This is a genomic window from Streptomyces sp. NBC_00557 (genome assembly GCF_036345995.1).
GTDB lineage: Bacteria > Actinomycetota > Actinomycetes > Streptomycetales > Streptomycetaceae > Streptomyces.
In genome coordinates this window covers 7,719,153-7,742,946 of sequence record NZ_CP107796.1, presented here as the reverse complement: position 1 = coordinate 7,742,946, position 23,794 = coordinate 7,719,153, and the positions used below count along the sequence as shown (strand labels likewise).

The window sequence follows — 23,794 nt, the reverse complement described above, 5'->3', positions numbered from 1 at the left end:
ATGGAGACGATGCAGCGGACGGCGGCCGTTCAGCCGAGGACGAACGGAAGCCGGCCGGCCACGTCGCCCAGCGCGGTCCGTTCCGCGTCGCCCGGCGCGCGGCGTCCGGTGCCCACCAGCAGCGCGTCCGTGTCGGAGAAGGAGCCGGGGAACGCGGTCCCGGCGATCTCCTCCAGCGAGGCGCGCGCCGCCGCGAGGGTCTCGGCGGGCGGCCCGGCGGCCGTCCCCGGCGGCAGACGGGCGATCAGGTCGAGGTGGTGCAGGGTCCACTCGAGCACGTAGGCGGACAGGTAGTCACCGGCGGTCAGGACGTCGTCGCGGGTGCGGACGCGGGCGGCCGGGTCGGCGAGGGCGGCGGCGCGGCCCGCGGCCGAACCGACGTCGTCCAGGTGGAACTTGAGCAGACGGGGCGGGCCGTAGGCGGCGGCCAGCCGGGGGATCAGCGCGTCGAGCGGGTCGTCTCCGCTCGGCGGGTCGACGAGCTTCCAGTAGGTGGCCGCGTCCGCGGTCGGTTCGGTGTCGGCCGGCGTCACCAGGGTGATCAGGACGTCCTGGGCGTCGATGACCAGGTGGCACACCAGGTCCCGCACCAGCCAGCCGGAGCAGCCGGACGGCCGCTCGAAGTCCTCGTCCGGGAGTGCCGCGACCGCGGTGCGCAATGCCGTCCAGGAGTGTGAGAAGAGGTCCACCGGCGGCACGCTAGTGCGGCCCGGTGCGGCGGACAATCGAATTCGGGCCTGCTCGGCCCGGTTTCCTCGGCCGGCTCACCGCGCCGACGGCGAGAGCCGGTAGGAGGCGGCGAGGTCGCGGACCTCCACCGAGAGGAACACCTGCTCCCGGTCGCCGTCGTCGGCGGGCAGATGCCTGGCGAGCAGCGCGAGCACGCTCTCGGACAGCCGCGCCTTCCGCGCCTCGGAACGGCCGGGCATGAGGCTGACTTCCACATGGACGAAGACCCTCTGGGTGCCTGCTGCGTCCCCGACGTACGTCTCGGCCGGCCGCAGCAGCGTCTTGCACACCCCGGAGGTGCCCGACTCCTCGGCCACGAGCGGGTGCAACTCCTCCACGAAGGCGTGAGCGTCGAACGCTGCGGCCGGCCGGGAGGAGTAGTCGATGGTGAGGTGCGGCACGGAGGGCGGCCTTTCACGGTTCCCCGTAGTTTCTTCGGGCAACTGTTTTCCCTCATGCCGCGAGGCGCCGTACGGCGGGTCCCGTTCAGCGGGCGGTGTCCATGCGCTGGGTGCCGAGCACCGCCAGCAGCCGCAGCGCCTCCTCGGACGGTGTGCCGGGGACGGCGGTGTAGATCACCACCTGCTGGTCCCGGCCGGTGATGTCGAGGGCGTCGCAGTCGACGGTGACCGGCCCGACCAGGGGGTGCTGGAACGTCTTGCGGTGTGCGGGCTGCGCGTCCACGTCATGGGAGTCCCACAGCCGTGCGAACTCCTCGCTGCCGGAGCGGAGTTCACGGACAAGCCCGGCCACCTCCGGGTCGTCGGGGTAGCGGGCGGCGGCCGTGCGCAGCCGGTGCACCGCGTGCCGGGAGAACGCCGCCACGTCGGACACGCCGTACAGCCGCCGCTCTCCGGAGCGCGGGCCGAGGAAGGCGCGGCGCGCGAGGTTGCGGTCGCGGCGGGACAGGGCGGAGAAGTCCTCCATGAGGGCGGCGGCCAGCTCGTTCCAGGCGAGTACCTCCAGGGTGGCCGAGGTGACGAAGGCGGCCGACTGCGGCAGCCGGTGCACCAGGTCGAGGATGCTCTGCCGCACCTCGCGGCAGGGTCCGGGCGCCGGGGCCGGCGGGGTACCGGCGAGGAGGTGCAGGTGCTCGCGCTCGGCGTCCGTGAGCCGCAGGGCGCGGGCCAGCCCGGCCAGCACCTCGCGGGACGGGCGCGGGCCGCGGGCCTGCTCGAGCCGGGTGTAGTACTCGGTGGAGATGAACGCCAGCTGCGCCACCTCCTCGCGGCGCAGGCCCGGTGTGCGACGGCGCGGCCCCGCGGCCATGCCCACGTCGGCGGGGCTGATCCGCTCGCGCCTGCTGCGCAGGAAGCCCGCCAGTTCTGCTCGGTCCACGCCCCCAGTGTGCGCGGGGCCGGGCGTGCGATCCAGGTACTGGCGGTGCCTGGATGGCTCCCGCCCGCGGACGCAGGCTGGCTGCCATGGACCACACACCGAGCAAGGACACGTCCGGGCCGGGACTGCTGGCCGGCAAGGCCGCCTTCGTCTCCGGCGCCGGACGCGGCATCGGCGCCGCCGCCGCACGGCTGTTCGCCCGGGAAGGGGCCCGGGTCCTGCTCGCGGCTCGCACGGAGGCGCAGCTGAAGGCGGTCACGGAGGAGGTACGGGCCGCGGGCGGCACCGCGGACTACGTGGTGTGCGACCTCGCCGACACCGCGAGCGTGCGGGCCGCCGTGGACCGTACCGTGGACCTCTACGGCCGCCTCGACATCGCCTTCAACAACGGGGCGGCCATCCAGCCGCCCGGCCCCATGGACCAGTTGCCGGAGGCCGACTTCGACCGGCTGTACACGGTGAACCTCAAGAGCGTCTGGCTGGCCATGGTCGCCGAGGTCGCCGCCATCCGCGCCACCGCCGGGACGGGCGCCATCGTCAACAACTCCTCCGTCGGCAGCCTGCGGGGCAACCCCGAACTCCCGGCGTACGGCGCGATGAAGCGGGCGGTGAACAGCCTGACCGAGTCGGCCGCCGTGACGTACGGCCCCGAGGGCATCCGGGTCAACGCGATCGCGCCCGGCAACACGCTGACCGAGATGATCCGGGCCTGGGAGGCGGAGTCCCCCGGGCTGCAGGACCGGCTCACGGCGGTCACCCCGCTGCGCCGCGGGGCCGCGCCGGAGGAGATCGCCGAGGCGGCCGCCTGGCTGCTCAGCGACCGGGCCTCCTTCGTGACCGGGACGGTGCTGCGGGTCGACGGCGGCGCGCGCGCCTGATCTCGCCGGGCGCGGGAGTCAGCCGAGGCCGAGCACGCTCATGGTGCGCTCCGCCATGCGCTGCTCGCCGAGCGCGTTGGGGTGGACCGGGACGAGGTTCTGCCCGAACAGCAGCGGCTCGATCCACCGGGTGCCGGCGGGCCGGCACGCGTCATGGCCCTCGGACGCCTGGGAGAAGTCCACGAACGTGGCGCCGGTCTCCTCCGCGGCGCGCTGCACGACCGCGTTGAGATGGGCCTGGAGGGCGTGCATGTACGGCACGTCACCGGAGGCGATCGGCAGTTTGGCGAAGCACGACGGGTCCGCCTCGGCGGGCGTGATCCACGGGTAACCGAGCACCGCCACCCGGGCGTTCGGGGCCTTGGCGCGCACGGCGCGCAGGGCGTTCTTCAGCGCGGGGTAGGTCTTGGCGTCGATGGTGTCGTCGAAGGAGGAGCCGTAGAGGTCCTTGCACGGGCTGCCCTGGCCGCCGCTGAGGATGCCCGCGCTGCCGCAGGCGAGCATGGCGCCGATGAAGGTGCCGTTGTCGTTGCCGCCGATCGTCAGCGTGATCAGGTCGGTGTCCGCGCCGACCGCGTCCGCCTGCGGGGCGACGCCGGGGTACTGCGACGCGGTGAAGTCCTTGGTCTGGGCGGCGCCGCAGGTGACGTCCGTCAGCCGGGCGCCGGTGCGGGCGGCCAGCACGTGCGGGTAGTCCGCCGTGGAGCGCAGGCAGATCAGGTTGCTCGTGTCAATGGGCACGACGCCGGAGCCTGCGCTGTAACTGTCGCCGAGGGCGGCGTAGTTCAGGGTGGTGGAGGCCTGGGCGGGTGCGGCGGTGAGGCCGAGGACCAGCGCGCCGGCGAGCGCGGTCGTCGCGGCCATGACACGGCGCAGGGCGGACTTGGGCATGGGCGTGGGGCTCTCTCTTCTCGTGGTGGGGAACACCGGGGGGCGGGCACGGGGATGCCCGCCCCCCGGTGCGTGAGAACGCGGCGGCTCAGAGCGTGCGGAGGTGCCTGCCGTCGGGCGTGGGCGTGGGGACCCGCCACAACGGCCATGACGTGCTGTTTCGCGGGGTTACCGCTGGTCCTACCGATAGGTAATGTGCGGGCGCCGCACCGCGCAGTCAACGCTGTTGACAGAGATTCTTAAAAACTCCGCCGGTCGCTGTGATCCACATAACTGATCAAATAAGAACACATGCTGCTATTCCACCCCTCTGGGGGAACGCGTCGTGGCTGATCGTCGGCACGAGCGGCGCATGGAGCAGTGGGCCGCGGAGTGGGAGAGGTTCGGCGCCCGGCGGGGGCCCAGGACGGGCTGAGTTCGGACCCGGGACGGCTCGGCCCCCACCTCTTACGGAGTCGTGACGCAACGGCCGCGCCACCGGCGGCCGGCACCGGCCGCCTCTAGCGTGGCCGTATGCGTGTACTGGTCACCGGCGGTGCCGGGTTCATCGGGTCCCATGTCGTCGAGGCGCTGCGGGCGAGCGGGCACGAACCGCTCGTGTACGACGTCCGCGACGATCCCGCAGCGGACGTCCGCAACCCGGCGGCCGTCGCCCGCGCGCTGGCCGGTGTGGACGCCGTCTGCCACCAGGCGGCGATGGTCGGCCTCGGCGACGGCGTCGCCGACGCCGCGGAGTACGTCTCGCGCAACGATCTCGGCACGGCCGTGCTCGTCGCGGCCATGGCCCGGGCGGGGGTACGGCGGCTGGTGCTCGCGGGCTCGATGGTGGTGTACGGGGAGGGACGGTACGCCTGCCCGCGGCACGGGGCTGTACGGCCGGGCCCGCGGGCCGTGGCCGATCTCGACGCGGGCCGGTTCGAGCCGTCCTGCCCGCGCTGCGGGGCGGAGTTGAGCCCCGGATTGGTCGCCGAGGACGCCGCGCCCGATCCCCGGAACGTGTACGCCGCGACCAAGCTGGCCCAGGAGCACCTGGCCGCCGCCTGGGCCCGCAGCACCGGCGGTTCGGCCGTGTCGTTGCGCTACCACAACGTGTACGGGCCCCGGATGCCCCGCGACACGCCGTACGCGGGTGTCGCGTCGTTCTTCCGCTCGGCGCTCGCCCGCGGCGAGGCTCCCCGGGTCTTCGAGGACGGCCGGCAGCGGCGGGACTTCGTGCACGTCCGGGACGTGGCCGCGGCCAACGTGGCGGCCCTGGAGGCGGACCCGGCGCCGGGCGTGCTCACGGCGTACAACACCGGCAGCGGCGAGCCCCGTACCGTCGGCGAGCTGGCGTCGGCGCTGGCCGGCGCGTGCGGGGGGCCGGAGCCCGTGGTCACCGGGGAGTACCGGCTGGGGGACGTGCGGCACATCACCGCCGACTCCTCGCGGCTGCGGGCCGACCTGGGCTGGAAGCCGCAGGTCGGGTTCGCCGAGGGCATGCGGGAGTTCGCCGAGGCCGTACCGCGCGAGAAGTGACCGCGAGGGCGCTGCCGCCGCCTGGGGAGCAGTCACTGCGGCACGGGTACGGCGCCCGGGCCTCAGGACGCCGGCGCCGGAACCGGCAGCGTCACCTCGAAGCGGCACCCGCCGGGGATGTTCTGCACGCTGGCCCGGCCCTGGTGGGCCTCCACGATGCCCCGCACGATGGCCAGGCCGAGGCCCGCGCCCGCCGGCGGGGTGCGGGCGTCGGTGCCGCGCCAGCCGGTGTCGAAGACCCGTGGCAGGTCCTCCTCGGGGATGCCGCCGCAGCCGTCGGTGACGGACAGGACCACTCCGTCGGCGGTGCGCTCGGCGGCCACCGCGACCGTGCCGTCGGGAGGGGTCCGGCGGATCGCGTTGACCAGGAGGTTGCCGAGCACCCGGGTCATCTCCTTGCCGTCCACCTCCACCGGCACGGGTTCGACGCGGTCGCCCACGAGACGTACGCCGTGTTCCCGGGCGAGCGGGTCGGCGCCCGCGAGTGCGTCGCCGACCAGGTCGTACAGGGAGATCCGGGAGGGGCTGAGCGGGAGCGTGCCCGCGTGGATGCGGGAGAGTTCGAAGAGGTCGCCGACCATGTCGTTGAGCCGTTCGACCTCGGTGCGGATCTGCTTGAGGTAGCGGCCGGGGTCGGCGGCCACGCCGTCCTCCAGCGCCTCCGACATGGCGCGCAGCCCGGCCAGCGGGGTGCGCAGATCGTGCGAGATCCAGGCGACCAGTTCACGCCGGGACTTCTCCAGCGCGCGCTCCCGTTCCCGGGATTCGGCGAGCCGCGCGCTGGTGGCGGCCAGCTCGCGGCTGAGCGCGTCCAGTTCGGCGGTGGCCGGCCCGTGCGGGGCGGCGAAGGCGCCGGCGTCGCCGAACGAGCGGGCCGCGTCGGCCAGTTCACGGCTGCGGGCGGCCACCCAGCGGCCCAGGAGCAGCGCGGTGACGAGCGAGACCACGGCCGCCATGGCGACGACGGTGGTGACCACGCTCAGGTCGTGCGAGGACAGGAACATGGCCCAGGCGACGGCGAGCGTGCCCGCGAGCATGGCGACGACGCCGACCGCCGCGACCACGGCGATGGAGGCGGTGAGCGAGCGCCGCCGGAGCAGCCGCAGCAGACCCGCACCGGCGGCACCCGCGGCCGCGGCGCCGGCGAAGGCGTACAGGGCGATGAGCAGCGTGGCGCGCATGGTCAGTTCACCGCCTCGCCGGGACCGAAGCGGCGTCCGGTGCCGGACTCGGGGCTGGATGCGGCGCCGGTCTCCAAGCCGCGCTCGGCGCCAGTCGCCAAGCCGCGCTCGGCACCGGCCTCCAGGCCGCGCTCGGCGCCGGTCGCCCGGCCGTGCTCGGAGTCGGTGTCGGTGGCGGTCGTGGCGGTCGGCTCGAAGCGGTAGCCGACGCCCCACACCGTCCGGATCAGCCGGGGCCGGGCCGGGTCGTCCTCGATCTTGCCGCGCAGCCGCCGGACGTGGACCGTGACGGTCGACAGGTCGCCGAAGTCCCAGCCCCACACTTCGCGCATCAGGTCCTCGCGGCTGCAGGCGCGGCCCGGGTGCCGCAGGAAGAACGCGAGCAGGTCGAACTCCCGCAGGGTGAGGGCGAGTTCGCGGCCGTTCTTGGTGGCCCGGCGGGCATCGGGATCGACGGAGAGTCCGGCCGCGGCCAGCCGGTGCCCGGTGGCGGCGGGGCGGCTGCGGCGCAGCACGGACTCCACGCGCAGGACGAGTTCGCGCGGGCTGAAGGGTTTGGTGACGTAGTCGTCGGCGCCGACCTCCAGGCCGAGGATGCGGTCGTCCTCGTCGCCGCGGGCGGTGAGCATGATGACCGGCACGGGGCCGCCGTCCCGCATCCGCCGGCACACCTCCAGGCCGTCCATGCCGGGCAGCATCAGATCCAGCACCACCAGGTCGGGCCGGTGCGCGGCGGCGCGGGTGAGGGCGGTCGGCCCGTCGTCGGCGCGGTCGACCACATAGCCGGCGCGGTGCAGATATCCGGTGACGATCTCGGCGACGGTCGGATCGTCGTCCACGACCAGGATCCGGGCCGTCGCGCCGGCGGCGTCGGTCCCTCGGGGCTCGTACGGCGAGTGCATGCCTCCAGCCTCGCACCGCGCGCCCGCCGCCGTGGGGCCGCGGGCCGGGTGTCCGCGTTTCGTAAGGACCATGAGTCCGATTTGCCCGATCGGCGTTCGTAGGGTGAAACCGTGACGACCACTTCTGCGGACGTCGACGTGGTGCTGCCCTGCCTGGACGAAGCCGGCGCCCTGCCCTGGGTGCTCGGCCGGATCCCGGCCGGCTGGCGCGCCCTCGTCGTCGACAACGGTTCCACCGACGGCTCCCCCGGCATCGCCCGCGCACTCGGCGCGACGGTGGTGCACGAACCCCGCCGCGGCTTCGGCGCCGCCTGCCACGCCGGACTGACCGCGGCCACGGCCGACATCGTGTGTTTCTGCGACTGCGACGCCTCCCTCGACCCCGCGCTGCTCGTGCCCTTCGTACGGGAGATCCGGCAGGGCGCGGCCGACCTGGTCCTCGGCCGGCGCCGCCCCGAGGGCCGGGGCGCCTGGCCCGTGCACGCCCGCGCCGGCAACCTGGCGCTGGCGCGGATGCTGCGCCGCCGCACCGGGCTGCGCCTGCACGACCTCGGTCCCCTGCGGGCCGCCCGCCGCGAGCCGCTGCTCGCGCTCGGCCTCACCGACCGGCGCAGCGGCTATCCGCTGCAGATGGTCGTCCGCGCGGCCGACGCGGGCTGGCGCATCACCGAGCGCGACGTGCCCTACCGCCCGCGCACCGGCGCCTCCAAGGTCACGGGCACCTGGCGCGGCACCTGGCAGGCCGTGCGGGACATGAGCCGCGTGCTGGCGGAGACCCCGGCCGGCGGGGAGCTCGTACGGTGACCACGCTGCTCGTCATCGCCAAGGAACCGCTGCCGGGGCGGGTCAAGACCCGGCTGACCCCGCCGTTCAGCCCGCGGCAGGCCGCATGGCTCGCGGAGGCGGCGCTCGTGGACACCCTGCACGCGGTGGCCGCGGCACCCGCGACCCGGCGTGTCCTCGTCCTCGACGGCACGCCGGGCCCCTGGCTGCCGCCCGGCTTCGAGGTGCTGCCGCAGTGCGCGGGCGGACTCGACGAACGGCTGGCGGACGCCTTCGCGCACTGCGCCGGGCCGGCGCTGCTCATCGGCATGGACACCCCGCAGGTGACGCCCGAGCTGCTCACCGTCGACTTCGCGGACTGCGACGCGTACGTCGGTCCGGCCGAGGACGGCGGCTTCTGGGCGCTGGGCCTGGCCCGGCCCGACCCCGCGCTGCTGCGGGGCGTGCCCATGTCGACGCCGGTGACCGGGGCCGTGCAGCGCGAGCGGCTGCTCGCGGCCGGGCTGCGGGTGCGGGAGCTGCCCCGGCTGCGGGACGTCGACACCGCCGACGACGCCCGGGCCGTCGCCGCGCTGGCCCCGCACGGCCGGTTCGCGGCACGGCTCGCCGGCTGCGCACCGGCCGGTCCGCGATGACGGGCGGCTCCGTCGCCTGGGCGGCCGCCGACCCCTACTCCGCCGCGCTGCGCTCCGGCCGCGGCCCGCTGTTCCTGCGCCGCACCGACGGCTGGCTGCTGCCGCTGGAGGTGGAGCGCTGGTGCGCCCGCGCGGACGCCGTGGACCGGGCGGTGCTGGACCGCTGCGAGGGCGCCGTCCTGGACGTCGGCTGCGGGCCGGGCCGCCTGGTGGCGGAGCTCGCCGCCCGGGGCCGTACCGTGCTCGGCATCGACGTCAGCGAGGCCGCCGTCGACCACACCGTCCGGCTCGGCGGACAGGCGCTGCGGCGCTCGGTGTTCGAGCCGCTGCCCGGCGAGGGCCGCTGGGACACCGTGCTGCTGATGGACGGCAACATCGGCATCGGCGGGGAGCCGGCCGCCCTGCTGCAGCGGGTGGCCGCGCTGCTGCGCCCCGGCGGACTGCTGATCGCCGAGACGGTGCCGGGGCACGTCGACGAGCGCGCCCGGGTGCAGGTGGTCGACACGGTCGCCGGTGCCCGCACCGCCGGCGCCCCGTTCCCGTGGGCGCGCCTGGGCACCCCGGCCCTGCTGCGGTACGCGCGCAGGGCCGGGTGGCGTCCGGTCGCTCAGTGGTCCGCGGGCGGCCGGTGCTTCGCCGCCCTGCGCACCCGAAGCACCCGCAGCACCAGCAGCAGCGCCGAGCCGCCGAAGAGGACGGCGGTGATCAGCAGCCAGCGGGTGAGGAAGCCGTCCGGGGAGAGTCCGGTCGCCGACCGGTAGCGCCGCGCCGTCATGCCGCTGATCAGCGGGAACCAGACGAGCAGGAGCAGCCCGGACAGCAGCGCGGGGACGCGGACGTACAGCGTCCGGCCGCGCCCTCCGGCCGCCCCGAGACCGCGGACGACGGCCCGGTCGGCGACCGTGTACAGCGGCAGCAGCACGAGGTCGTGCAGCAGGGCGGCGCCCACGATCCACAGCGCCACCCCGAACCAGTCACCGGCGAACAGCCGGATCCCGGCGTAGGCGGCGAGGGCGAACGAGCAGGCCAGCAGCAGCAGTTGGAAGGGGCTGCCCAGGCTCGGGCGTCGCGGCATCACAGGTCTCCGAAGGTCAGTCGGGCCACCCACTTGGTGTTCAGCACCCCGGGTGCCGCGGGGACGATGATCCGGGCCGGGTGGCCGTGGTCGGGGGAGAGTTCCTCGCCGTTGACGAAGAGCGCGAGCAGGGAGCGTCCGTCGGCCACCTGGTTGGCGCGCAGGGCCGCACGGCGGAAGGCGCCGTGCCGCTGCAGGGACTCCACGAGGACGTCCGGCGGATCGCCGTCGTACCCGACGAGCGCCGCGAGGTCGCGCAGCCGCACGCCGCGCCACCACTGGTCGGCGGTGGACCAGCCCTCCACGCAGGCGATGGGCAACGAGGCGCTGTGCTGCGGCAGTCGGAGAAGCTGGGCGCGGCTGAGCCGGACGGTTCCGGTGCGGCCGGTGACGACCAGCCGCCAGGCGTCCTCGTGCGTGTCGGCCGCCGTGATGCCGGCGTAGGCGGCGGTCTTGTTGATCTGGAAGCCGTTCGGGCCGCCGCCGGGGTCGGCCGTGCCGTGCGGCGCGAGCAGGGCCGTGCGGCGGAAGGGGCCGCCGAGGCTCTGCCCGACCGTGGTCAGGAACAGCAGCAGCGAACCGCCGCCGACGAGCCCCAGCGCGCCGCGCCGGGAGGTGGTGGGCGCGTCCGGGCGCGGGGCGACCAGGTCGCCGGCCTCCGGCCGTCTCCTGCCGCGTACGGTGCGCACCGCGGCCGGTGTCTTGAGCGCCGCGTGGGCCAGGAACGCGGCGAAGAACACCCAGGCGCCGTAGAAGTGCAGCGGGTAGAAGGAGCCGGGGAAGACGTAGTCCAGCTGGACGTTGAGGACGCCGGTGGTGAACTCGAACAGCCCTCCCCCGACCAGCAGCACCAGGGAGAGCCGCTCCAGGGCGTGGGCGAGGGAGCGGGCCGGCGGCAGGGTGAACAGCCTCGGCACCACCGACCACAGCTTGGCCAGCAGAACGGGGATCAGGGTGATGCCGAGCGTCACATGGACGCCCTGGGTGAGCCGGTACAGCCACACCGGGTCGGTGGGCCAGGCGAAGAGGTAGAAGCCCAGGAGGCCCTTGTCCGGTGTCTGGTCGTTCACCCGCGCCAGGCCGGGGTTGTACGCGGCGTACGACACCAGGCCGGTCACGAACAGGACGGTGATGCCGGCGAGCAGCACGAGGCCGAGCACCGAGGTGAACCAGGGGCCGCGCAGCGGGCTGCGCCAGAAACCAGGGGAAGTGGGAAGCCGGGGGTGATCGCGCATGTCCCGACCGTAGGCCGCGAGACCCCTGGGAAAGGGCCCGCGACCGGTGACGAAACGCTGACGTCGGGCCCGCGCGGCGGCCGCGCGCCCCTCCCCCGGCCTAGCGTGCCCGTGTGACCCGATCTCTCCGCCGTGACCTGTACGCCGCGTGCGCCGCCGCCCTCCTCGTGACGGCGGCGGTCGTCGTCGGCCGGCACATCCAGGACACCCGCCGCACCCTGTTCGTGCACTGGCCGCCGCTGTTCGCCGACTGGGACCCGCATCTCGGGCCCGGCACACCGGCGGCCCTGGCGGTGGCGGCGGCCGTCGTGGCGTACGGCCCCGCCGTGGCGGCCCGGCTGCCCTGGCGCGCGCTGCTCGCGGCGGCCGGGGCGAGCGCCCTGGCCTGGATCGTGTCCCTCGCCCTGGTCGACGGCTGGCAGCGCGGCATCGCGGGCCGGCTGACCACCCGCAACGAATACCTCCGGGTCATCGGCCGCTTCCACGACATCCCGGCCACGCTGCGCGACTTCACGCACCACATCGTCAGCGGGACACCCGACCCGTGGCCCGCGCACATCGCCGGCCATCCGCCGGCGGCGACGCTCACCTTCGTGCTGCTGGACCGGATCGGGCTGCGCGGCGGCGGCTGGGCCGGGATGTGGTGCATCACCGTCGGCGCGACGGGGTGTGCGGCCGTGCTGATCGCGCTGCGCGCGCTGGCCGGCGAGGTGCTCGCGCGCCGCGCCGCGCCGTTCCTGGTGCTCGCCCCGGCCGCGGTGTGGCAGGGGGCCTCCGCCGACGCCTACTTCGCGGCCGTCGCCGCCTGGTCCCTGGCGCTGCTCGCCCTGGCCCTGACCCGGCGGTCCCACGGGTGCGCGGCGGCCTCGGGACTGCTCTTCGGCCTGACCTGCTACCTGTCCTACGGCCTCACGCTGTTCGCCCTGATCGGCGCGGCCGTCGTCGTCCTCGCCCGCGGCGGGCTACGGGAACGCCCCTTTCTCGTGCTGTCCCTGCTCGCCGGACTGGCCGTGTTCCCCGTGGTGTTCACGCTCGCCGGTTTCGACTGGTGGCACGCGTACCACCTCCTCGTCACGCGCTACTACCAGGGCGTCGGCGGCACCCGCCCCTACGGCTACTGGGTCTGGGCCAACCTCGCCTGCACCGCCGTGATCACCGGCCCGGCGACGGCGGCGGGCCTGCTCCGCACGACCACGGCCCTGCTTCCCGGGTCCGGCCCCGGGCGCCCGCCGCAGACATCCCTCGCTCTCCTCGTCACCGCGGCGCTGCTCGCCCTCCTGATCGCGGACCTGTCCGGCATGAGCAAGGCGGAGACGGAACGCATCTGGCTGCCCTTCGCCCTCTGGCTGCTCCCCGCCTGCACCCTCCTCCCCCGCCCCCGCCCCTGGCTGGCCGCCCAGGCGGTCCTGGCCCTGCTCCTCAACCACCTGCTGCTGACCGGTTGGTGAGCCTCCCGGCCGGGCCTGGCCGCAGGAGTGACGCCCCGTGACCGCCGTCCGTCACCGGCGTTGCCCTGGGCGTGACGTGACGCCGGTGTGGCCGGAATCGCGTACTGGTGCGGGACGTACCGCTGCCACTTCGCTGAACGGGGACGGCAGGAAGGACAGGGCATGGCTTTCGGCGGGATCGGACGGCGCGGGTTTCTCGGCACGGCGGCGGGAGTGGTCACGGCGGTCTCCACAGGAGCGGCGGCAGCGGCGCCCGTGAGGGACGCGGGCGGCGGTGCACGGTTCGTCACCTGCACGCGGATCACCGGAGGTTCGGTGACCGGCAGCCGGGCCGGCGGTGATCTGATCGCCGAGATCCAGGGGGTGCTGTGGCGGGTGCCGCGGGGCGGCGGTACGGCCGTACAGGTGACGGGCTGGGAGCTGGAGGCCACCCGCCCCGTGCTGTCCCCCGACGGCAGGACGCTGGCCGTGGGCGGGTATCGCGGGGGCGGCTTCCATCTGTGGGTGCTGCGGCCGGACGGCGGCGGACTGCGGCGGTTGACGGACGGGCCCTGGGACGACCGCGGGGCCGCCTGGTCGCCGGACGGCACACGGCTGGCCTTCTCCTCCGAACGGGGCGGCGACGCCACGACCGGTTCCTCCTACGGGCTGTGGGTGCTGGACGTGTCCGACGGCCGGCTGCGGCGGCTCACGGGCGGCGACTTCGAGGACTTCGACCCGGCCTGGTCGGCGGACGGGCGCTCGCTGGTGTGCGTGCGCGCCGCGCACACGCCGGGCGGCGGCAACGACGGCGGTCGGTCGCTGGTCCGGGTGCCGGTCTCGGGCGGCCCGGCCGAGGTGCTGCGCACGGTGGCCGAGGGGCGGCTGCTGTGCCCGTCCGTGTCACCCTCGGGGCGGATCGCCCATCTGCAACTGACCGGCGCGAGCAGCCCGGCGCTGCCGGCCGGCGCGGCCTGGCTGATGGTCGACGGTCAGGCCGTCTCGAAGCACGAGGACCTGGCGGCCGCCCCGCCGTGCTGGCTGGACGAGGACGAGCTGCTGTACGTCGGTGACGGCCGGATCCGCGTACGTTCCCTCGCCGGCTCCTCGGTGCGGGAGGTGCCCTTCACCGCCCGGATGCCGGTGCCCGCTGCGTCCCGGCGACGGCGCCGGGCGCCGCTCGCGCAGGACTCACCGGCCCCGGTGCGCGGCCTGCACCGGCCGGCCCTGTCCCCGGACGGGCGCAGCGTGGCGTTCGTGGCGCTGAACGCGCTGTGGCTGATGCCCGTCGGCGGTGCTCCGCGCACGCTGCTGCGGGCCGCCGACGTGCACCTGCTGCAGATGCCGGCGTGGGCGCCGGACGGGCGCAGCGTGCTGTACTGCACCGACCGGGACGGGCTGGTGGCCGTCCGCCGTCACCACCTTCACAGCGGCGCCGACGAGCCGCTGACCGGGGGCGGCCGGCTGTATCCCGCGCTGTCACCGGACGGCACCCGGCTGGCCTGCCAGGACGTGACCGGGAACCTGCTGGTGCGCACCCTGGCCACGGGCGCCGAAGAGGTGCTGGCCCGGCCGCTGGCCACCGACGGTCCGCCCGGCGCGCCGACCTGGTCGCCCGACGGACGGTACGTGGCCTTCTGCGACCGGAACCGGCTCAACCAGCGTTTCCGCGAGGGATACAACCTCATCCGCGTCATCGACACCCGCACCGGCGGCGAGCGCCGCCACCTGCCCGCCGAGCACCAGTCGCTGTCCGACCGGGTCGCCTCCGGGCCGGTGTGGTCCCCGGACGGACGCTGGATGGCGCTGGTGGCCGAGTCCGCCCTGTGGCTGCTGCCGGTGACCGCCGACGGTGCCCCGGCCGGTGCCGCCCGCCGGCTCACCGACGAGCCGGCCGACCACCCCAGCTGGTCCGGGGACTCCGGCGCCCTGCTCTACCTCTCCGCGGGCCGGCTGCGCCGGGTCTCCGTCGCCACGGCGCGCGCCCGCACGCTCCCGGTGCGCCTGACCTCGCGGCGCGGCGCGACCGTCCCGGCGGAGCCGCTGCGGATCCACGCCGGGCAGCTGTGGGACGGCACCGGCGCACCGCCCCGGCACGACGTCGACATCCTCGTCAGCGGCGCCCGCATCACCGCTGTGGAGCCGCACCGTGCCCGGCGTCCCGGGCACCGCACCCTCGACGCCTCCGGCCGCACCGTCGTCCCCGGTCTCGTCGACAGCCACACCCACCCGTACGCGGCGACCTACGGCGCCCGGCAGAGCCTGACGACGCTCGCGTACGGCATCACGACCACGTTCTGCCTGGGCGGCCCGCTGTACGACGCGGTGCGGCTGCGGGAGGCGGCCGCGCACGGTGCTCTGCTCGGCCCGCGGCAGCTCGCCTGCGCCGAACTGATCGACGGCGCGCGCACCGCGTACAGCATGGGGCGCGCCCACCGCACCCGGGACGGTGTCCGGCGCACGCTGCGGCGGGCCGCCGCCCTGGACGTCGACTTCGTGAAGACGTATGTGCGCGCCGCGGGCGAGGTCATGGCCGAGGCGGCCGGGGCCGCCCACGCGCTGGGCGTGCCCAGCGGCAGCCATCTGTGCGCGCCGGGGCGGGCGGCGGGCCAGGACCTGACCACCCATCTGCAGGCCACCCAGCGGCTGGAGTACGGGCACGCCGTCAGCCCGCTCGGCCGCATCGGCCAGGACGTGGTGCACCAGTACGCCGACGGCTCGTTCGCCCTGGTCATCACGCCGTTCAGCGCGCAGATCCTGCTCGCCGCCGATCCCCGGCTGGCCGAGGATCCGCGGGTGACGCGCCTGATGCCGCCGTGGGACACGGCCGCCGTCCGCGAACGCGCCCGGACCGCGCCCACGCAGGCGCAGCAGCGGGCCCTGGCCACGGAGATGGCGGACTACCGGCGGCTGGCCGCGCACGGCGCCCGTATCGCGCTGGGCACCGACGCGCCCCTGGTGCCCGTCGGTCTCTCCCTGCACCTGGCCCTGCGCGCCCTGCACGCGCACGGCTTCACGGCCGCCGAGGCCCTGCACACCGCGACGCTCGCACCGGCCCGTCTCTTCGGTCTGGACGCCGATCTCGGCACGGTCGAGGAGGGCAGGATCGCCGACCTGACGCTCGTCGACGGCGACCCGTTCTCCGACTTCGGCACCCTGATCGACGTGCCGGTCGTGGTACGCGAGGGAGTCCCGTACACCCAGGCCGAGTTGACGTCGGCGCACCGGCCCGCCGGCGTGCACGCACCTCCGCGGGGCATGTCCTGGCCGCAGGTGGCCGACCGGCTCCGGCGCGGGTCGTGCTGCCATCCCGGCGCGGACGACAGGGCCTAGCCTAGGCCGCCACCGGAAGCCGGTACACCGAGACGTGCCCACGCGACTCGGCGGTGAACTCGGCGCCGGACCAGTCGGCGTGCCTGGACTCCAGCTCGAATCCCGCCAGCCGGGCCATGAGGTCGAGTTCGGACGGCCAGATGTAGCGGTGCGGGCTGCGGTACAGCCGGGCCTCGTGCGTCCCTTCGCCGCCGTCGAAGTGGAAGTGGTGCGAGACCACACGCTGGTTGAGGATGTCGTAGGTGTCCAGCCCGACGTACCCGGGGTCGGCGCGCCACACGGTGGCAACCTTGCCCGGGGGGAGCGTGCGCAGCTCGGGCACCCACAGTTCGATCACGAACCGGCCGCCCGGTGCGAGATGCCGGGCGGCGTTGCGGAAGCACTCGACCTGCTCGGCCTGCGTGAGCAGGTTGGAGATCGTGTTGTAGACGAGGTAGACGAGGCTGTACGTCCCCGGGGCGCGGGTCGTCGCCATGTCGCCCATGACGACGGGGATCGTGGCTTCGTCGGCCTTGGTCCGCAGTTGCTCCACCATCGGCCCGGACAGCTCGATGCCGGTGACGCGAACGCCCCGTTCGGCGAGCGGGACCGCGACCCGGCCGGTCCCGATCGCGAACTCCAGGGCCGCTCCGCCCTCCGCCAGCTCGGCGAGACGTGTCACCGTGGGCGTCAGCACCTCGGGCGCGAACATGCCGGTGCCGGGCGTGTCGTACCGCTGGGCCGCGGCCGCGTCCCAGATCCTCTCCTGCTCCATTGCGCCAACGCTCGCCGTCGGCGGGCGAGTTGTCCAGCGAATTACTGTGACACCCCCGATTTTGAACGCGTTCAAAATCGGGGGTACTCTGGGCGCACCAACCAAGGGGGCACCATGAAGGTGATTCTGCCCGGGGGAACCGGACAGGTCGGGACGATTCTCGACCGTGCGCTGACGGCGGCCGGCCATGAGGTCACCGTGCTGACCCGGCATCCGACGCGGGAGCGGCAGGTCGGCTGGGACGGCGCGACGCTCGGCCGCTGGGCCGAGGTGATCGACGGCAGCGATGCCGTCGTCAACCTGGCCGGCCGCAGCGTCTCCTGCCGCTACACCCCCGAGAACCTGCGGGCCATGATGGATTCGCGGGTGGCCTCGGCGCGCGTGGTGGGGGAAGCGATCGCCGCCGCGCCGCGTCCGCCGCGGGTGTGGCTGCAGATGAGCACGGCGACGATCTACGCCCATCGCTTCGACGCGGCGAACGACGAGGAGACCGGCGTGCTCGGCGGCTCGGAGCCGGGCGTCCCCGGCTACTGGTCCTACAGCGTCGGCATCGCCAGGAACTGGGAACGCGCCCAGGCCGAGGCGTCCGTGCCGGCGACGCGCAAGGTGGCCCTGCGCACCGCGATGGTGATGAGCCCCGACCGCGGAGGGGTCTTCGACGTCCTGCTGGGGCTGGTACGGCTCGGGCTGGGCGGCCCCGTCGCCGGTGGCGCGCAGTACGTGTCCTGGATCCACGACACCGACTTCGTTCGGGCGGTGCAGTTCCTGATCGACCGGGACGACATCGAGGGACCGGTCAACCTCGCCTCCCCCGGCCCGCTGCCGCAGCGGGAGTTCATGCGGGCGCTGCGCGCGGCGCGGGGCGTTCCCGTGGGGCTGCCGGCGACCCGGTGGATGGCGGAGCTGGGGGCGTTCGCGCTGCGCTCGGACACGGAGCTGCTGCTCAAGAGCCGCCGGGTGGTCCCGGGCCGGCTCCGTGCGGCCGGGTTCGGCTTCGCGTATCCCGACTGGCCGCCGGCCGCCGCGGACCTCGTACGCCGGGTGAAGGAGTCCCGGTGACGCGGGCGCTTACTTGAAACTGCAAGCAGCCGGGGTATCGTGCGGCACGGCAGGCAGGTGAAGCACGCACCCCCTCTGGAGGACGCCATGCGCGTCGCGATCACGGGATCGACCGGGCTCATCGGCTCCGCCCTCACCCGTTCCCTCCTCGCGGACGGCCACCAGGTGGTCCGCCTGGTCCGGGGCCGCTCCGGGGCCGCCCCGCACGACGGCAGCGCGTCCGCGCACTGGGATCCGGTCGCGGGCCGGGTCGATCCCGGTGCGCTGGACGGTGTCGACGCGGTCGTCCATCTCGCCGGCGCGGGAGTCGGCGACAAGCGGTGGACCGCCGCCTACAAGCGGGAGATCCGTGACAGCCGGGTGCGCGGCACCGACGCCGTCGCGCGGGCCTGCGCCGCGTGCGCCGACCCGCCGCGCGTCCTGGTCTCCGCGTCCGCGACCGGCTACTACGGCGACACCGGCGCACGCGTCGTGGACGAGAGCGAGCCGGCCGGCGACGACTTCCTGGCCGGCGTCTGCGTCGCCTGGGAGGCGGCCGCCGACCCGGCCCGGCAGGCCGGGATCCGGGTGGTGCACCCGCGCACCGGCCTCGTGGTCTCCGCCGAGGGCGGCGCCTTCGGCCGGCTCTTCCCGCTCTTCCGTCTCGGTCTGGGCGGCCGGCTCGGATCGGGCGACCAGTACTGGCCGTTCATCTCGCTGACGGACCAGATCGCGGCGCTCCGCTTCGCGCTCACCACCGAGGAGCTCTCCGGGCCGGTCAACTTCACGGCGCCGGAACCGGTCACGAACCGCGAGGTGACCCGGGCCCTGAGCCGTGCCCTGCACCGGCCGGCCCTCGCCGCCGTACCCGCCTTCGCCCTGCGCGCGGCGCTCGGCGGGTTCGCCGAGAGCATCACCTGCAGCGCACGCGTCGTACCGGCCGCCCTGCAGCGGGCGGGCTTCGCCTTCGCCCATCCGACGATCGACGGCGCGCTCGACGCGGCGCTGCGACCGGCCGGTTGACGAAGCCCGGACCGGACTCGCCCGGACAGCGCGTGCGGGTTGGTCCCGCGCGCGGGACCATGGTCGCCGGGCGGGGCCCGGCTGACGGGCCCGGCGGAAGACGGGCGACGAGGAGGACGCCGTGTGCCGACTGTTCGGGCTGACCAGCGCCCCGCTCCGCACGCACGCCACGTTCTGGCTGCTGGACGCGCCCGACAGTCTCAGCGCGCAGAGCCACCGCGAACCCGACGGCACCGGTCTCGGGTTCTTCGCCGCGGACGGCGCCCCCGAGGTGCACAAGGCGCCGATCGCCGCCTACGAGGACCGCGCGTTCGCCCGGGAGGCCCGGGAGGTGGAGTCGGCCACCTTCCTCGCGCATCTGCGGTACGCCTCGACCGGGGGCCTCGACCTGCTCAACACCCATCCCTTCGAGCAGGACGGGCGGCTGTTCGCGCACAACGGGGTGATCGAGGGGCTGGACGAGCTGGACCGGCATCTGGGCGAGGATCTCGCGCGCGTGCGCGGGGACACCGACTCCGAGCGGTTCTTCGCCCTGGCCACACGGGAGACCGCGGCGCGTGGCGGGGACGTGTCCGCCGGCCTGGTGGCCGCGGCACGCTGGGTCGCCGCGAACCTGCCCCTCTACGCCCTCAACGTCGTCCTCGTCACCGCCCGGGAGCTGTGGGCGCTGCGCTACCCCGCCACCCACGAGCTGTACGCGCTCCAGCGCCCGGCCGGCGGTTCGCACGGGGCACGGCATCTGGACCACGCCGGCCGGGACGGTCATCTGCGGGTGCGCTCGGCGCATCTGGCCGATCGTCCGTCGGTCGTGGTGGCCAGCGAGCGCCTGGACGAGAGCCCCGGCTGGCGGCTCCTCGCGTCCGGCGAGCTGCTGCACGTCGGCCCCGATCTCCGGGTGACCTCCCGCATCGCCCTGCCCGGTCCCCCGGCCCGCCCGCTGAGCCTGTCCGACCTGCACCCCGCCGCGGCCGCCTCCCAGCGGCCCGCGTAGCGGCAGGGACCGAGGTGCGTGCGGCGGGCAGCCGGTGACCGGGCTCACCAGGCCGAAACTTGCGCAAGCCGTAAACTTTTCGCCGTGGAGACTACCGACGTGACGGGCTGGGAGACCGCCGTGCTCGAGGGCGGGCCGGCGGACGGGCTGCGGATGAAGGTCTCCGGCCGGCCGCGCGTGGTCCAGGTGACGTACCCCTGCCGGATCGAGGCCGCACCGCCCGGCGGCGTACGCGCCGAGGCGGTGTACCTCTACCGGCGTGACTACGGCGTCACCGAGGAGCCCCTGCGGTACGGCTTCGACATCGCCAGTCCCTGACCGGCGCGGCGGGCCCCGCCGGTCAGTCGTCCGAGTCGGGCTTGCCCCGCGCCGCCGCGTACGCCTGGGACGGGGTCATGGCCACGCCGTTGAGGCTGACCGTCTTGTACGGGCTGACCTTGGCGCAGGTCTTGGCCTGGTCGGCGGTCGAGGCGTGGGCGCCTCCCACGGCCGTCTTGGTGTCGGCCGGTGCCGCCGAGGAACCGCCGCCCGGGTAGCTGGTGCCGCTGGTCCAGTCGCTGCCGATGACCAGGGTCAGACCGGTGCCGGTGCCCTGCTTCAGATGCGAGGCGGGCAGTCCGAGCGCCTTGGCGACGGTCGTGGCCTGCGCCTTCTGGCCCGTGCCGTAGGTGAGGGTGGTGGCCGTCGCCGGGCTCGGCGCGTTGGCCGTGGTGGTGCCGGAGCTGAAGCCCTGGTCGGTGAGCGCGGTCGCGATGTCCGAGGCGCGGCCGGTGACCGCGGTGCCGTTCTCCACGGTGACGGCGATCTGCGAGGCGGGCACGGCCGGGGCGGTGGCCTTCGCGGTCGCCGAGGCCGCCGTGGACTTCTTGCCGGAGCCGGTGGTCAGCGACTGGTCGTCGGCGATGGTGGCGAACAGGGTCTTGGCGCCCGGGCCGACCACCACCCGGTCCTTGTTGTTCGGGTCGGGGGCCGTCTGCATGGTCGTGAACGTCATCCGCTTCGTCGGCACCTTGTTCACGTCCGCCGCGAGCGAGATCAGTTTGTTCACGCTGCCCAGGCCGTCGTCCACGGTCAGCGCCTTGGTGGCGGCGTCGGCCAGACCGTAGACCGCGGTCGGGTCGGTGAGCGTGCCCGCGCTCTTGAACTTGCGGATCATCGCGCTGAGGAAGATGTGCTGCGAGATCGTACGCCCGAGGTCGCTGCCGTCGCCGAAGCCGTGCCGGGAGCGCACGAACTCCAGCGCGCCCTCGCCCTTGAGGGTGTGGGTGCCCTTGGACAGCTTCAGGTGGGAGTAGGTGTCGTACACGTCGTCGCTGACGCAGACGGAGACGCCGCCGACCGCGTCGGACATCTTCACGACACCGGAGAAGTCGAGCTTGACGAAGTGGTCGATGGGGATGCCGGTGAGCTGGTGGACGGTGGCCACCTGGCAGGCGGGACCGTACTGCAGGGCGCTGTTGATCTGGCCGTAGTAGCCGGACGTGGACCGGCCGGACTCGCTGTCCTTGCAGGCCGGGACCTGGGTCATGGTGTCGCGGGGGATGCTCATCACCGTCGCGTTGGAGCGGTCGGCGGATATGTGCACCACCATCTCCACGTCCGCGTTGCTGCCGCTCTGCACCCCGGTCTTCGAGCAGCCGCCGCCGAGCTTGCAGTCGGCCGCGCTGGTGCGGCCGTCCGAGCCCATCACCAGGATGTTGATCGGGGTGCGGCCGAAGGCGTCGGCCTTCTCGCTGCCGCCCTTGCCGTCGAGCGAGAGGCTGTGGATGTTGCCGTTCAGGTGCTCGTAGAACCACCAGCCCGCGCCCGCCGTGACCACGATGACGACCGACATGCCGATCCCGAGGCCCTTCAGGGCCTTCTTGGCACGGCCCACCGGACGGGCCCGGCGACCTCTCGTGCCGCGCCCGCGGGCAGCCGCCCGGGCCGCCGCCCGGCCGCCCGGCTGGCGCGTCCCGTCGGGCTCGGCCACGCGCTGTCCCGGCACCCGCGCGCTACGGCTGCGCGTGGCCTGCCCGGCGGGCCCGTCCCACGGGTCGCTCATCTCCCACTCCCATGAACGGTCCGGCGGGGCGAAGCCCGTGGCTCCGCCTTGCTTGCATGGTTGCGCAATCTAACAAACCTGGGGCCCGAACAGCACAAATACACACACGCTTCACAGGCGAGGCACCTCGTGGAACCGCCGTGCGGACCGCAAACGGTATGGAAGCCGGAGTGTACGCGCCTTATATAAGTGTTCTGTATGAAGGTGTGAGCCACACCACACTGACAGCACCCGGCACCGCATCGGCGGCCCCGGTCGCGGGGTGCTCAGCCACCGCTCCGACGCAGCGGGCGGACCGGGGCCGGCGCCTGCGCGGAGCGCGCGGTCAGCTGCTCCACCATCAGCCGGACCAGCGCCACGACGTCCGGGTCGCCTATGAAGTAGACCTGCCGCCGGCCCTCCCGGCGCGAGCCGACGAGTCCGGCGAGCTTCAGTTTCGCCAGGTGCTGGCTGACCGCGGGCAGCGCTCCGCCCACCCGGTCGGCGAGATGCGTGACATCGCTCTCACCCTCCGCCAGGGCCCACATCAGATGCAGCCGGGCGGGGGAGGCGAGCAGACCGAACGCCGCGGCGGCCTCGGCGAGCACCTCGGCGGACGGGTCCTCGAAGCCCGCGGCGTTCTCCGGCACAGTCCTCTCCCGTCCCCGCCCTCGCCGTCACCGGCGACTCGTCTGCGCCCACCCACTGTAGGCGCCCGGTCACGGCTCCGGGCCTCGCCGGGACGGCCCGGCCGGTCCGAGGACTCAGTCCTCGTAGAAGTTGTTCACCACGACGTCCGGTTCGTCGTCGTCGAACGCCTCGTTGAGCAGCGCGCCGCCGATGAGGCCCGCCGCACCTGCGCCGATGAGCGCCCCCGCGCCGAAACGCCTGCCGCCCCCGTCGTGGTGGTGATGGTCGTGGTCGCCGTACGGCTGCGGGTAGCCCTGCTGCGGATAACCCTGCGGCACGGGCTGCGGATAACCCTGCTGGGGCGGGGTGTAGAACGGCGGCACCGTGGTCTGCACACGCTGTGCGCAGGCGGCGCAGGTCTGGACGGGCCGGGGCACGCCCCACTGCGGCGACCACGTGACGGTCGTCATGCCGGGGCCGTGATGGGGGTCGAAGAAGCAGGTCACGCTGGAACTCCCAGTGGTGTACGGGGACGCGGGGGCCGCCGGGTCCGGCGCGGGGGCAGCGGCGGCCGGCGGGCTCGGTGGGACGGACGGCTGGTAGGGGTCGGCGGGCGTCTGCGGTGCCGGGGGCTGGTACGGGTCGGCGGACGTCTGCGGTGCGGGCGGCATGGGGGCACCCGCGTGTGCCCCCGGTACGGCGGCGGGGGCCGGCGCCGGGCCCGGCAAGGCGTCCTCGGGCACGGCCACGCCGTAGTCGGCGGCGATGCCGGCGAGCCCCGAGGCGTACCCCTGCCCGACGGCGCGGAACTTCCACTCCGCGCCATGCCGGTACAGCTCGCCGAAGACCAGCGCGGTCTCGGCGGACAGGCCGCCAGGGGCGAGGTCGTAACGGGCCAGCTCGGTGCCGCCCTCCTGGTCGAGGACGCGGATGTGCGCCCGCCGCACCTGTGCGAAGGACTGGCCCCGGCTCGCGGCTTCGTAGAGCGACACGGGGAAGACGATCTTCTCCACCGCGTCCGGAAGCCTGGTCAGGTCGACCTCGATCCGCTGGTCGTCGCCGTCGACGGGCGCGCCGCTGCCGCAGTGGCGGACCGAGCCGTCGGGGCTGGTGAGGTTGTTGAAGAAGACGAAGTGCTCGTCGGAGAGCACCTTTCCCGTCCGGTCGCACAGCAGGGCGCTGCCGTCCGGCTCGCAGCCGGCGTTCGCCTGCCAGCCCAGCCCGACCGTCACCGCGGTCAGACCGGGGGCCTGCTTGCTCAGCGACACATTGCCGCCCTTGGTCAGGGACACACCCATCGACGTCCTCCGCAGCCGTTCACACTCAGCGCGTCCATCATGATCGACGTTCCGGGACCCCTCCGAGTTCCCCGGCCGTGCCATGTGCTGATCACCCGGGCGGCCTGATCGGCAC

At 74.5% G+C, this 23,794-nt stretch carries 22 protein-coding genes; 11 read left to right on the top strand and 11 right to left on the bottom strand.

Going from position 1 to position 23,794, the window contains the following annotated elements; translation table 11 throughout:
* Nucleotides 1–29: 29 nt before the first annotated feature.
* From OG956_RS34410 to OG956_RS34400, 3 genes are all read right to left on the bottom strand, one after another.
* Complete coding sequence (locus OG956_RS34410) at nucleotides 30–689, bottom strand: maleylpyruvate isomerase N-terminal domain-containing protein (RefSeq protein WP_330341929.1); 660 nt, start codon at nucleotides 687–689, stop codon at nucleotides 30–32.
* Nucleotides 690–764: 75 nt separating this feature from the next.
* Nucleotides 765–1,130, bottom strand: a complete 366-nt coding sequence (locus OG956_RS34405; protein ID WP_330341928.1) for a 5-carboxymethyl-2-hydroxymuconate Delta-isomerase — start codon at nucleotides 1,128–1,130, stop codon at nucleotides 765–767.
* Nucleotides 1,131–1,215: 85 nt separating this feature from the next.
* Nucleotides 1,216–2,067 carry a helix-turn-helix transcriptional regulator gene (locus OG956_RS34400; protein WP_330341927.1) on the bottom strand — a complete coding sequence of 284 codons (852 nt, stop codon included), beginning with the start codon at nucleotides 2,065–2,067 and terminating at the stop codon, nucleotides 1,216–1,218.
* A gap of 86 nt (nucleotides 2,068–2,153) precedes the next feature.
* Here OG956_RS34400 and OG956_RS34395 point away from each other — a divergent pair, with 86 nt between their 5' ends.
* Nucleotides 2,154–2,945, top strand: coding sequence for an SDR family NAD(P)-dependent oxidoreductase (locus OG956_RS34395; RefSeq protein ID WP_330341926.1), 792 nt, complete (start codon nucleotides 2,154–2,156; stop codon nucleotides 2,943–2,945).
* Between the two features lie 18 nt (nucleotides 2,946–2,963).
* Here the strand turns inward: OG956_RS34395 and OG956_RS34390 are convergent, their stop codons facing one another.
* On the bottom strand, nucleotides 2,964–3,836 hold the full coding sequence (locus tag OG956_RS34390) for an SGNH/GDSL hydrolase family protein (protein ID WP_330341925.1): 873 nt from the start codon (nucleotides 3,834–3,836) through the stop codon (nucleotides 2,964–2,966).
* A 513-nt stretch (nucleotides 3,837–4,349) separates the two neighbouring features.
* Here OG956_RS34390 and OG956_RS34385 point away from each other — a divergent pair.
* The gene (locus OG956_RS34385) at nucleotides 4,350–5,351 is read left to right on the top strand and encodes an NAD-dependent epimerase/dehydratase family protein (protein ID WP_330341924.1); all 1,002 of its coding nucleotides are present in this window, start codon (nucleotides 4,350–4,352) and stop codon (nucleotides 5,349–5,351) included.
* Between the two features lie 62 nt (nucleotides 5,352–5,413).
* Here the strand turns inward: OG956_RS34385 and OG956_RS34380 are convergent, their stop codons facing one another.
* Together OG956_RS34380 and OG956_RS34375 are read right to left on the bottom strand one after the other, a co-directional pair.
* Complete coding sequence (locus tag OG956_RS34380; RefSeq protein WP_330341923.1) at nucleotides 5,414–6,532, bottom strand: sensor histidine kinase; 1,119 nt, start codon at nucleotides 6,530–6,532, stop codon at nucleotides 5,414–5,416.
* A 2-nt stretch (nucleotides 6,533–6,534) separates the two neighbouring features.
* Nucleotides 6,535–7,434, bottom strand: coding sequence for a response regulator transcription factor (locus tag OG956_RS34375; protein WP_330341922.1), 900 nt, complete (start codon nucleotides 7,432–7,434; stop codon nucleotides 6,535–6,537).
* Nucleotides 7,435–7,545: 111 nt separating this feature from the next.
* Between OG956_RS34375 and OG956_RS34370 the strand changes: the two genes are divergently transcribed.
* From OG956_RS34370 to OG956_RS34360, 3 genes are read left to right on the top strand one after another with little or no spacing between them, the layout of a single operon-like run.
* Complete coding sequence (locus OG956_RS34370) at nucleotides 7,546–8,238, top strand: glycosyltransferase family 2 protein (RefSeq protein ID WP_330341921.1); 693 nt, start codon at nucleotides 7,546–7,548, stop codon at nucleotides 8,236–8,238.
* Complete coding sequence (locus OG956_RS34365; RefSeq protein ID WP_330341920.1) at nucleotides 8,235–8,852, top strand: TIGR04282 family arsenosugar biosynthesis glycosyltransferase; 618 nt, start codon at nucleotides 8,235–8,237, stop codon at nucleotides 8,850–8,852. The genes OG956_RS34370 and OG956_RS34365 overlap by 4 nt, the downstream gene beginning before the upstream one ends.
* A complete protein-coding gene (locus tag OG956_RS34360; RefSeq protein ID WP_330341919.1) occupies nucleotides 8,849–9,613 on the top strand; it encodes a class I SAM-dependent methyltransferase in 765 nt (254 codons plus the stop codon). Before OG956_RS34365 ends, OG956_RS34360 begins: the two co-directional genes overlap by 4 nt.
* A gap of 313 nt (nucleotides 9,614–9,926) precedes the next feature.
* On the opposite strand, the gene OG956_RS34355 is transcribed toward OG956_RS34360, so the two are convergent.
* On the bottom strand, nucleotides 9,927–11,162 hold the full coding sequence (locus OG956_RS34355) for a molybdopterin-dependent oxidoreductase (protein ID WP_330341918.1): 1,236 nt from the start codon (nucleotides 11,160–11,162) through the stop codon (nucleotides 9,927–9,929).
* 113 nt (nucleotides 11,163–11,275) lie between these two features.
* Between OG956_RS34355 and OG956_RS34350 the strand changes: the two genes are divergently transcribed.
* Both OG956_RS34350 and OG956_RS34345 read left to right on the top strand, forming a co-directional pair.
* Entirely contained in the window at nucleotides 11,276–12,610 is a 1,335-nt protein-coding gene (locus tag OG956_RS34350; RefSeq protein WP_330341917.1) for a hypothetical protein, read from the top strand.
* Nucleotides 12,611–12,772: 162 nt separating this feature from the next.
* A complete protein-coding gene (locus OG956_RS34345; protein ID WP_330341916.1) occupies nucleotides 12,773–15,922 on the top strand; it encodes an amidohydrolase family protein in 3,150 nt (1,049 codons plus the stop codon).
* Between the two features lies 1 nt (nucleotide 15,923).
* On the opposite strand, the gene OG956_RS34340 is transcribed toward OG956_RS34345, so the two are convergent.
* A complete protein-coding gene (locus tag OG956_RS34340; protein WP_330341915.1) occupies nucleotides 15,924–16,676 on the bottom strand; it encodes a class I SAM-dependent methyltransferase in 753 nt (250 codons plus the stop codon).
* 114 nt (nucleotides 16,677–16,790) lie between these two features.
* Between OG956_RS34340 and OG956_RS34335 the strand changes: the two genes are divergently transcribed.
* The 4 genes from OG956_RS34335 to OG956_RS34320 all read left to right on the top strand — a co-directional run bounded on the left by OG956_RS34335 (nucleotide 16,791) and on the right by OG956_RS34320 (nucleotide 20,046).
* A complete protein-coding gene (locus OG956_RS34335) occupies nucleotides 16,791–17,735 on the top strand; it encodes a TIGR01777 family oxidoreductase (protein WP_330341914.1) in 945 nt (314 codons plus the stop codon).
* 87 nt (nucleotides 17,736–17,822) lie between these two features.
* Nucleotides 17,823–18,737, top strand: a complete 915-nt coding sequence (locus OG956_RS34330; RefSeq protein ID WP_330341913.1) for a TIGR01777 family oxidoreductase — start codon at nucleotides 17,823–17,825, stop codon at nucleotides 18,735–18,737.
* A gap of 121 nt (nucleotides 18,738–18,858) precedes the next feature.
* Nucleotides 18,859–19,728 carry a class II glutamine amidotransferase gene (locus tag OG956_RS34325; RefSeq protein ID WP_330341912.1) on the top strand — a complete coding sequence of 290 codons (870 nt, stop codon included), beginning with the start codon at nucleotides 18,859–18,861 and terminating at the stop codon, nucleotides 19,726–19,728.
* Nucleotides 19,729–19,812: 84 nt separating this feature from the next.
* Nucleotides 19,813–20,046: a hypothetical protein gene (locus tag OG956_RS34320; RefSeq protein WP_330341911.1), complete on the top strand. Its 234-nt coding sequence runs from the start codon at nucleotides 19,813–19,815 to the stop codon at nucleotides 20,044–20,046.
* 22 nt (nucleotides 20,047–20,068) lie between these two features.
* Here the strand turns inward: OG956_RS34320 and OG956_RS34315 are convergent, their stop codons facing one another.
* The 3 genes from OG956_RS34315 to OG956_RS34305 all read right to left on the bottom strand — a co-directional run bounded on the left by OG956_RS34315 (nucleotide 20,069) and on the right by OG956_RS34305 (nucleotide 23,679).
* On the bottom strand, nucleotides 20,069–21,772 hold the full coding sequence (locus OG956_RS34315) for an LCP family protein (protein ID WP_330341910.1): 1,704 nt from the start codon (nucleotides 21,770–21,772) through the stop codon (nucleotides 20,069–20,071).
* A gap of 266 nt (nucleotides 21,773–22,038) precedes the next feature.
* Nucleotides 22,039–22,401 carry an ArsR/SmtB family transcription factor gene (locus OG956_RS34310; protein WP_330341909.1) on the bottom strand — a complete coding sequence of 121 codons (363 nt, stop codon included), beginning with the start codon at nucleotides 22,399–22,401 and terminating at the stop codon, nucleotides 22,039–22,041.
* 114 nt (nucleotides 22,402–22,515) lie between these two features.
* On the bottom strand, nucleotides 22,516–23,679 hold the full coding sequence (locus OG956_RS34305) for a TerD family protein (RefSeq protein WP_330341908.1): 1,164 nt from the start codon (nucleotides 23,677–23,679) through the stop codon (nucleotides 22,516–22,518).
* Between the last annotated feature and the right edge of the window lie 115 nt (nucleotides 23,680–23,794).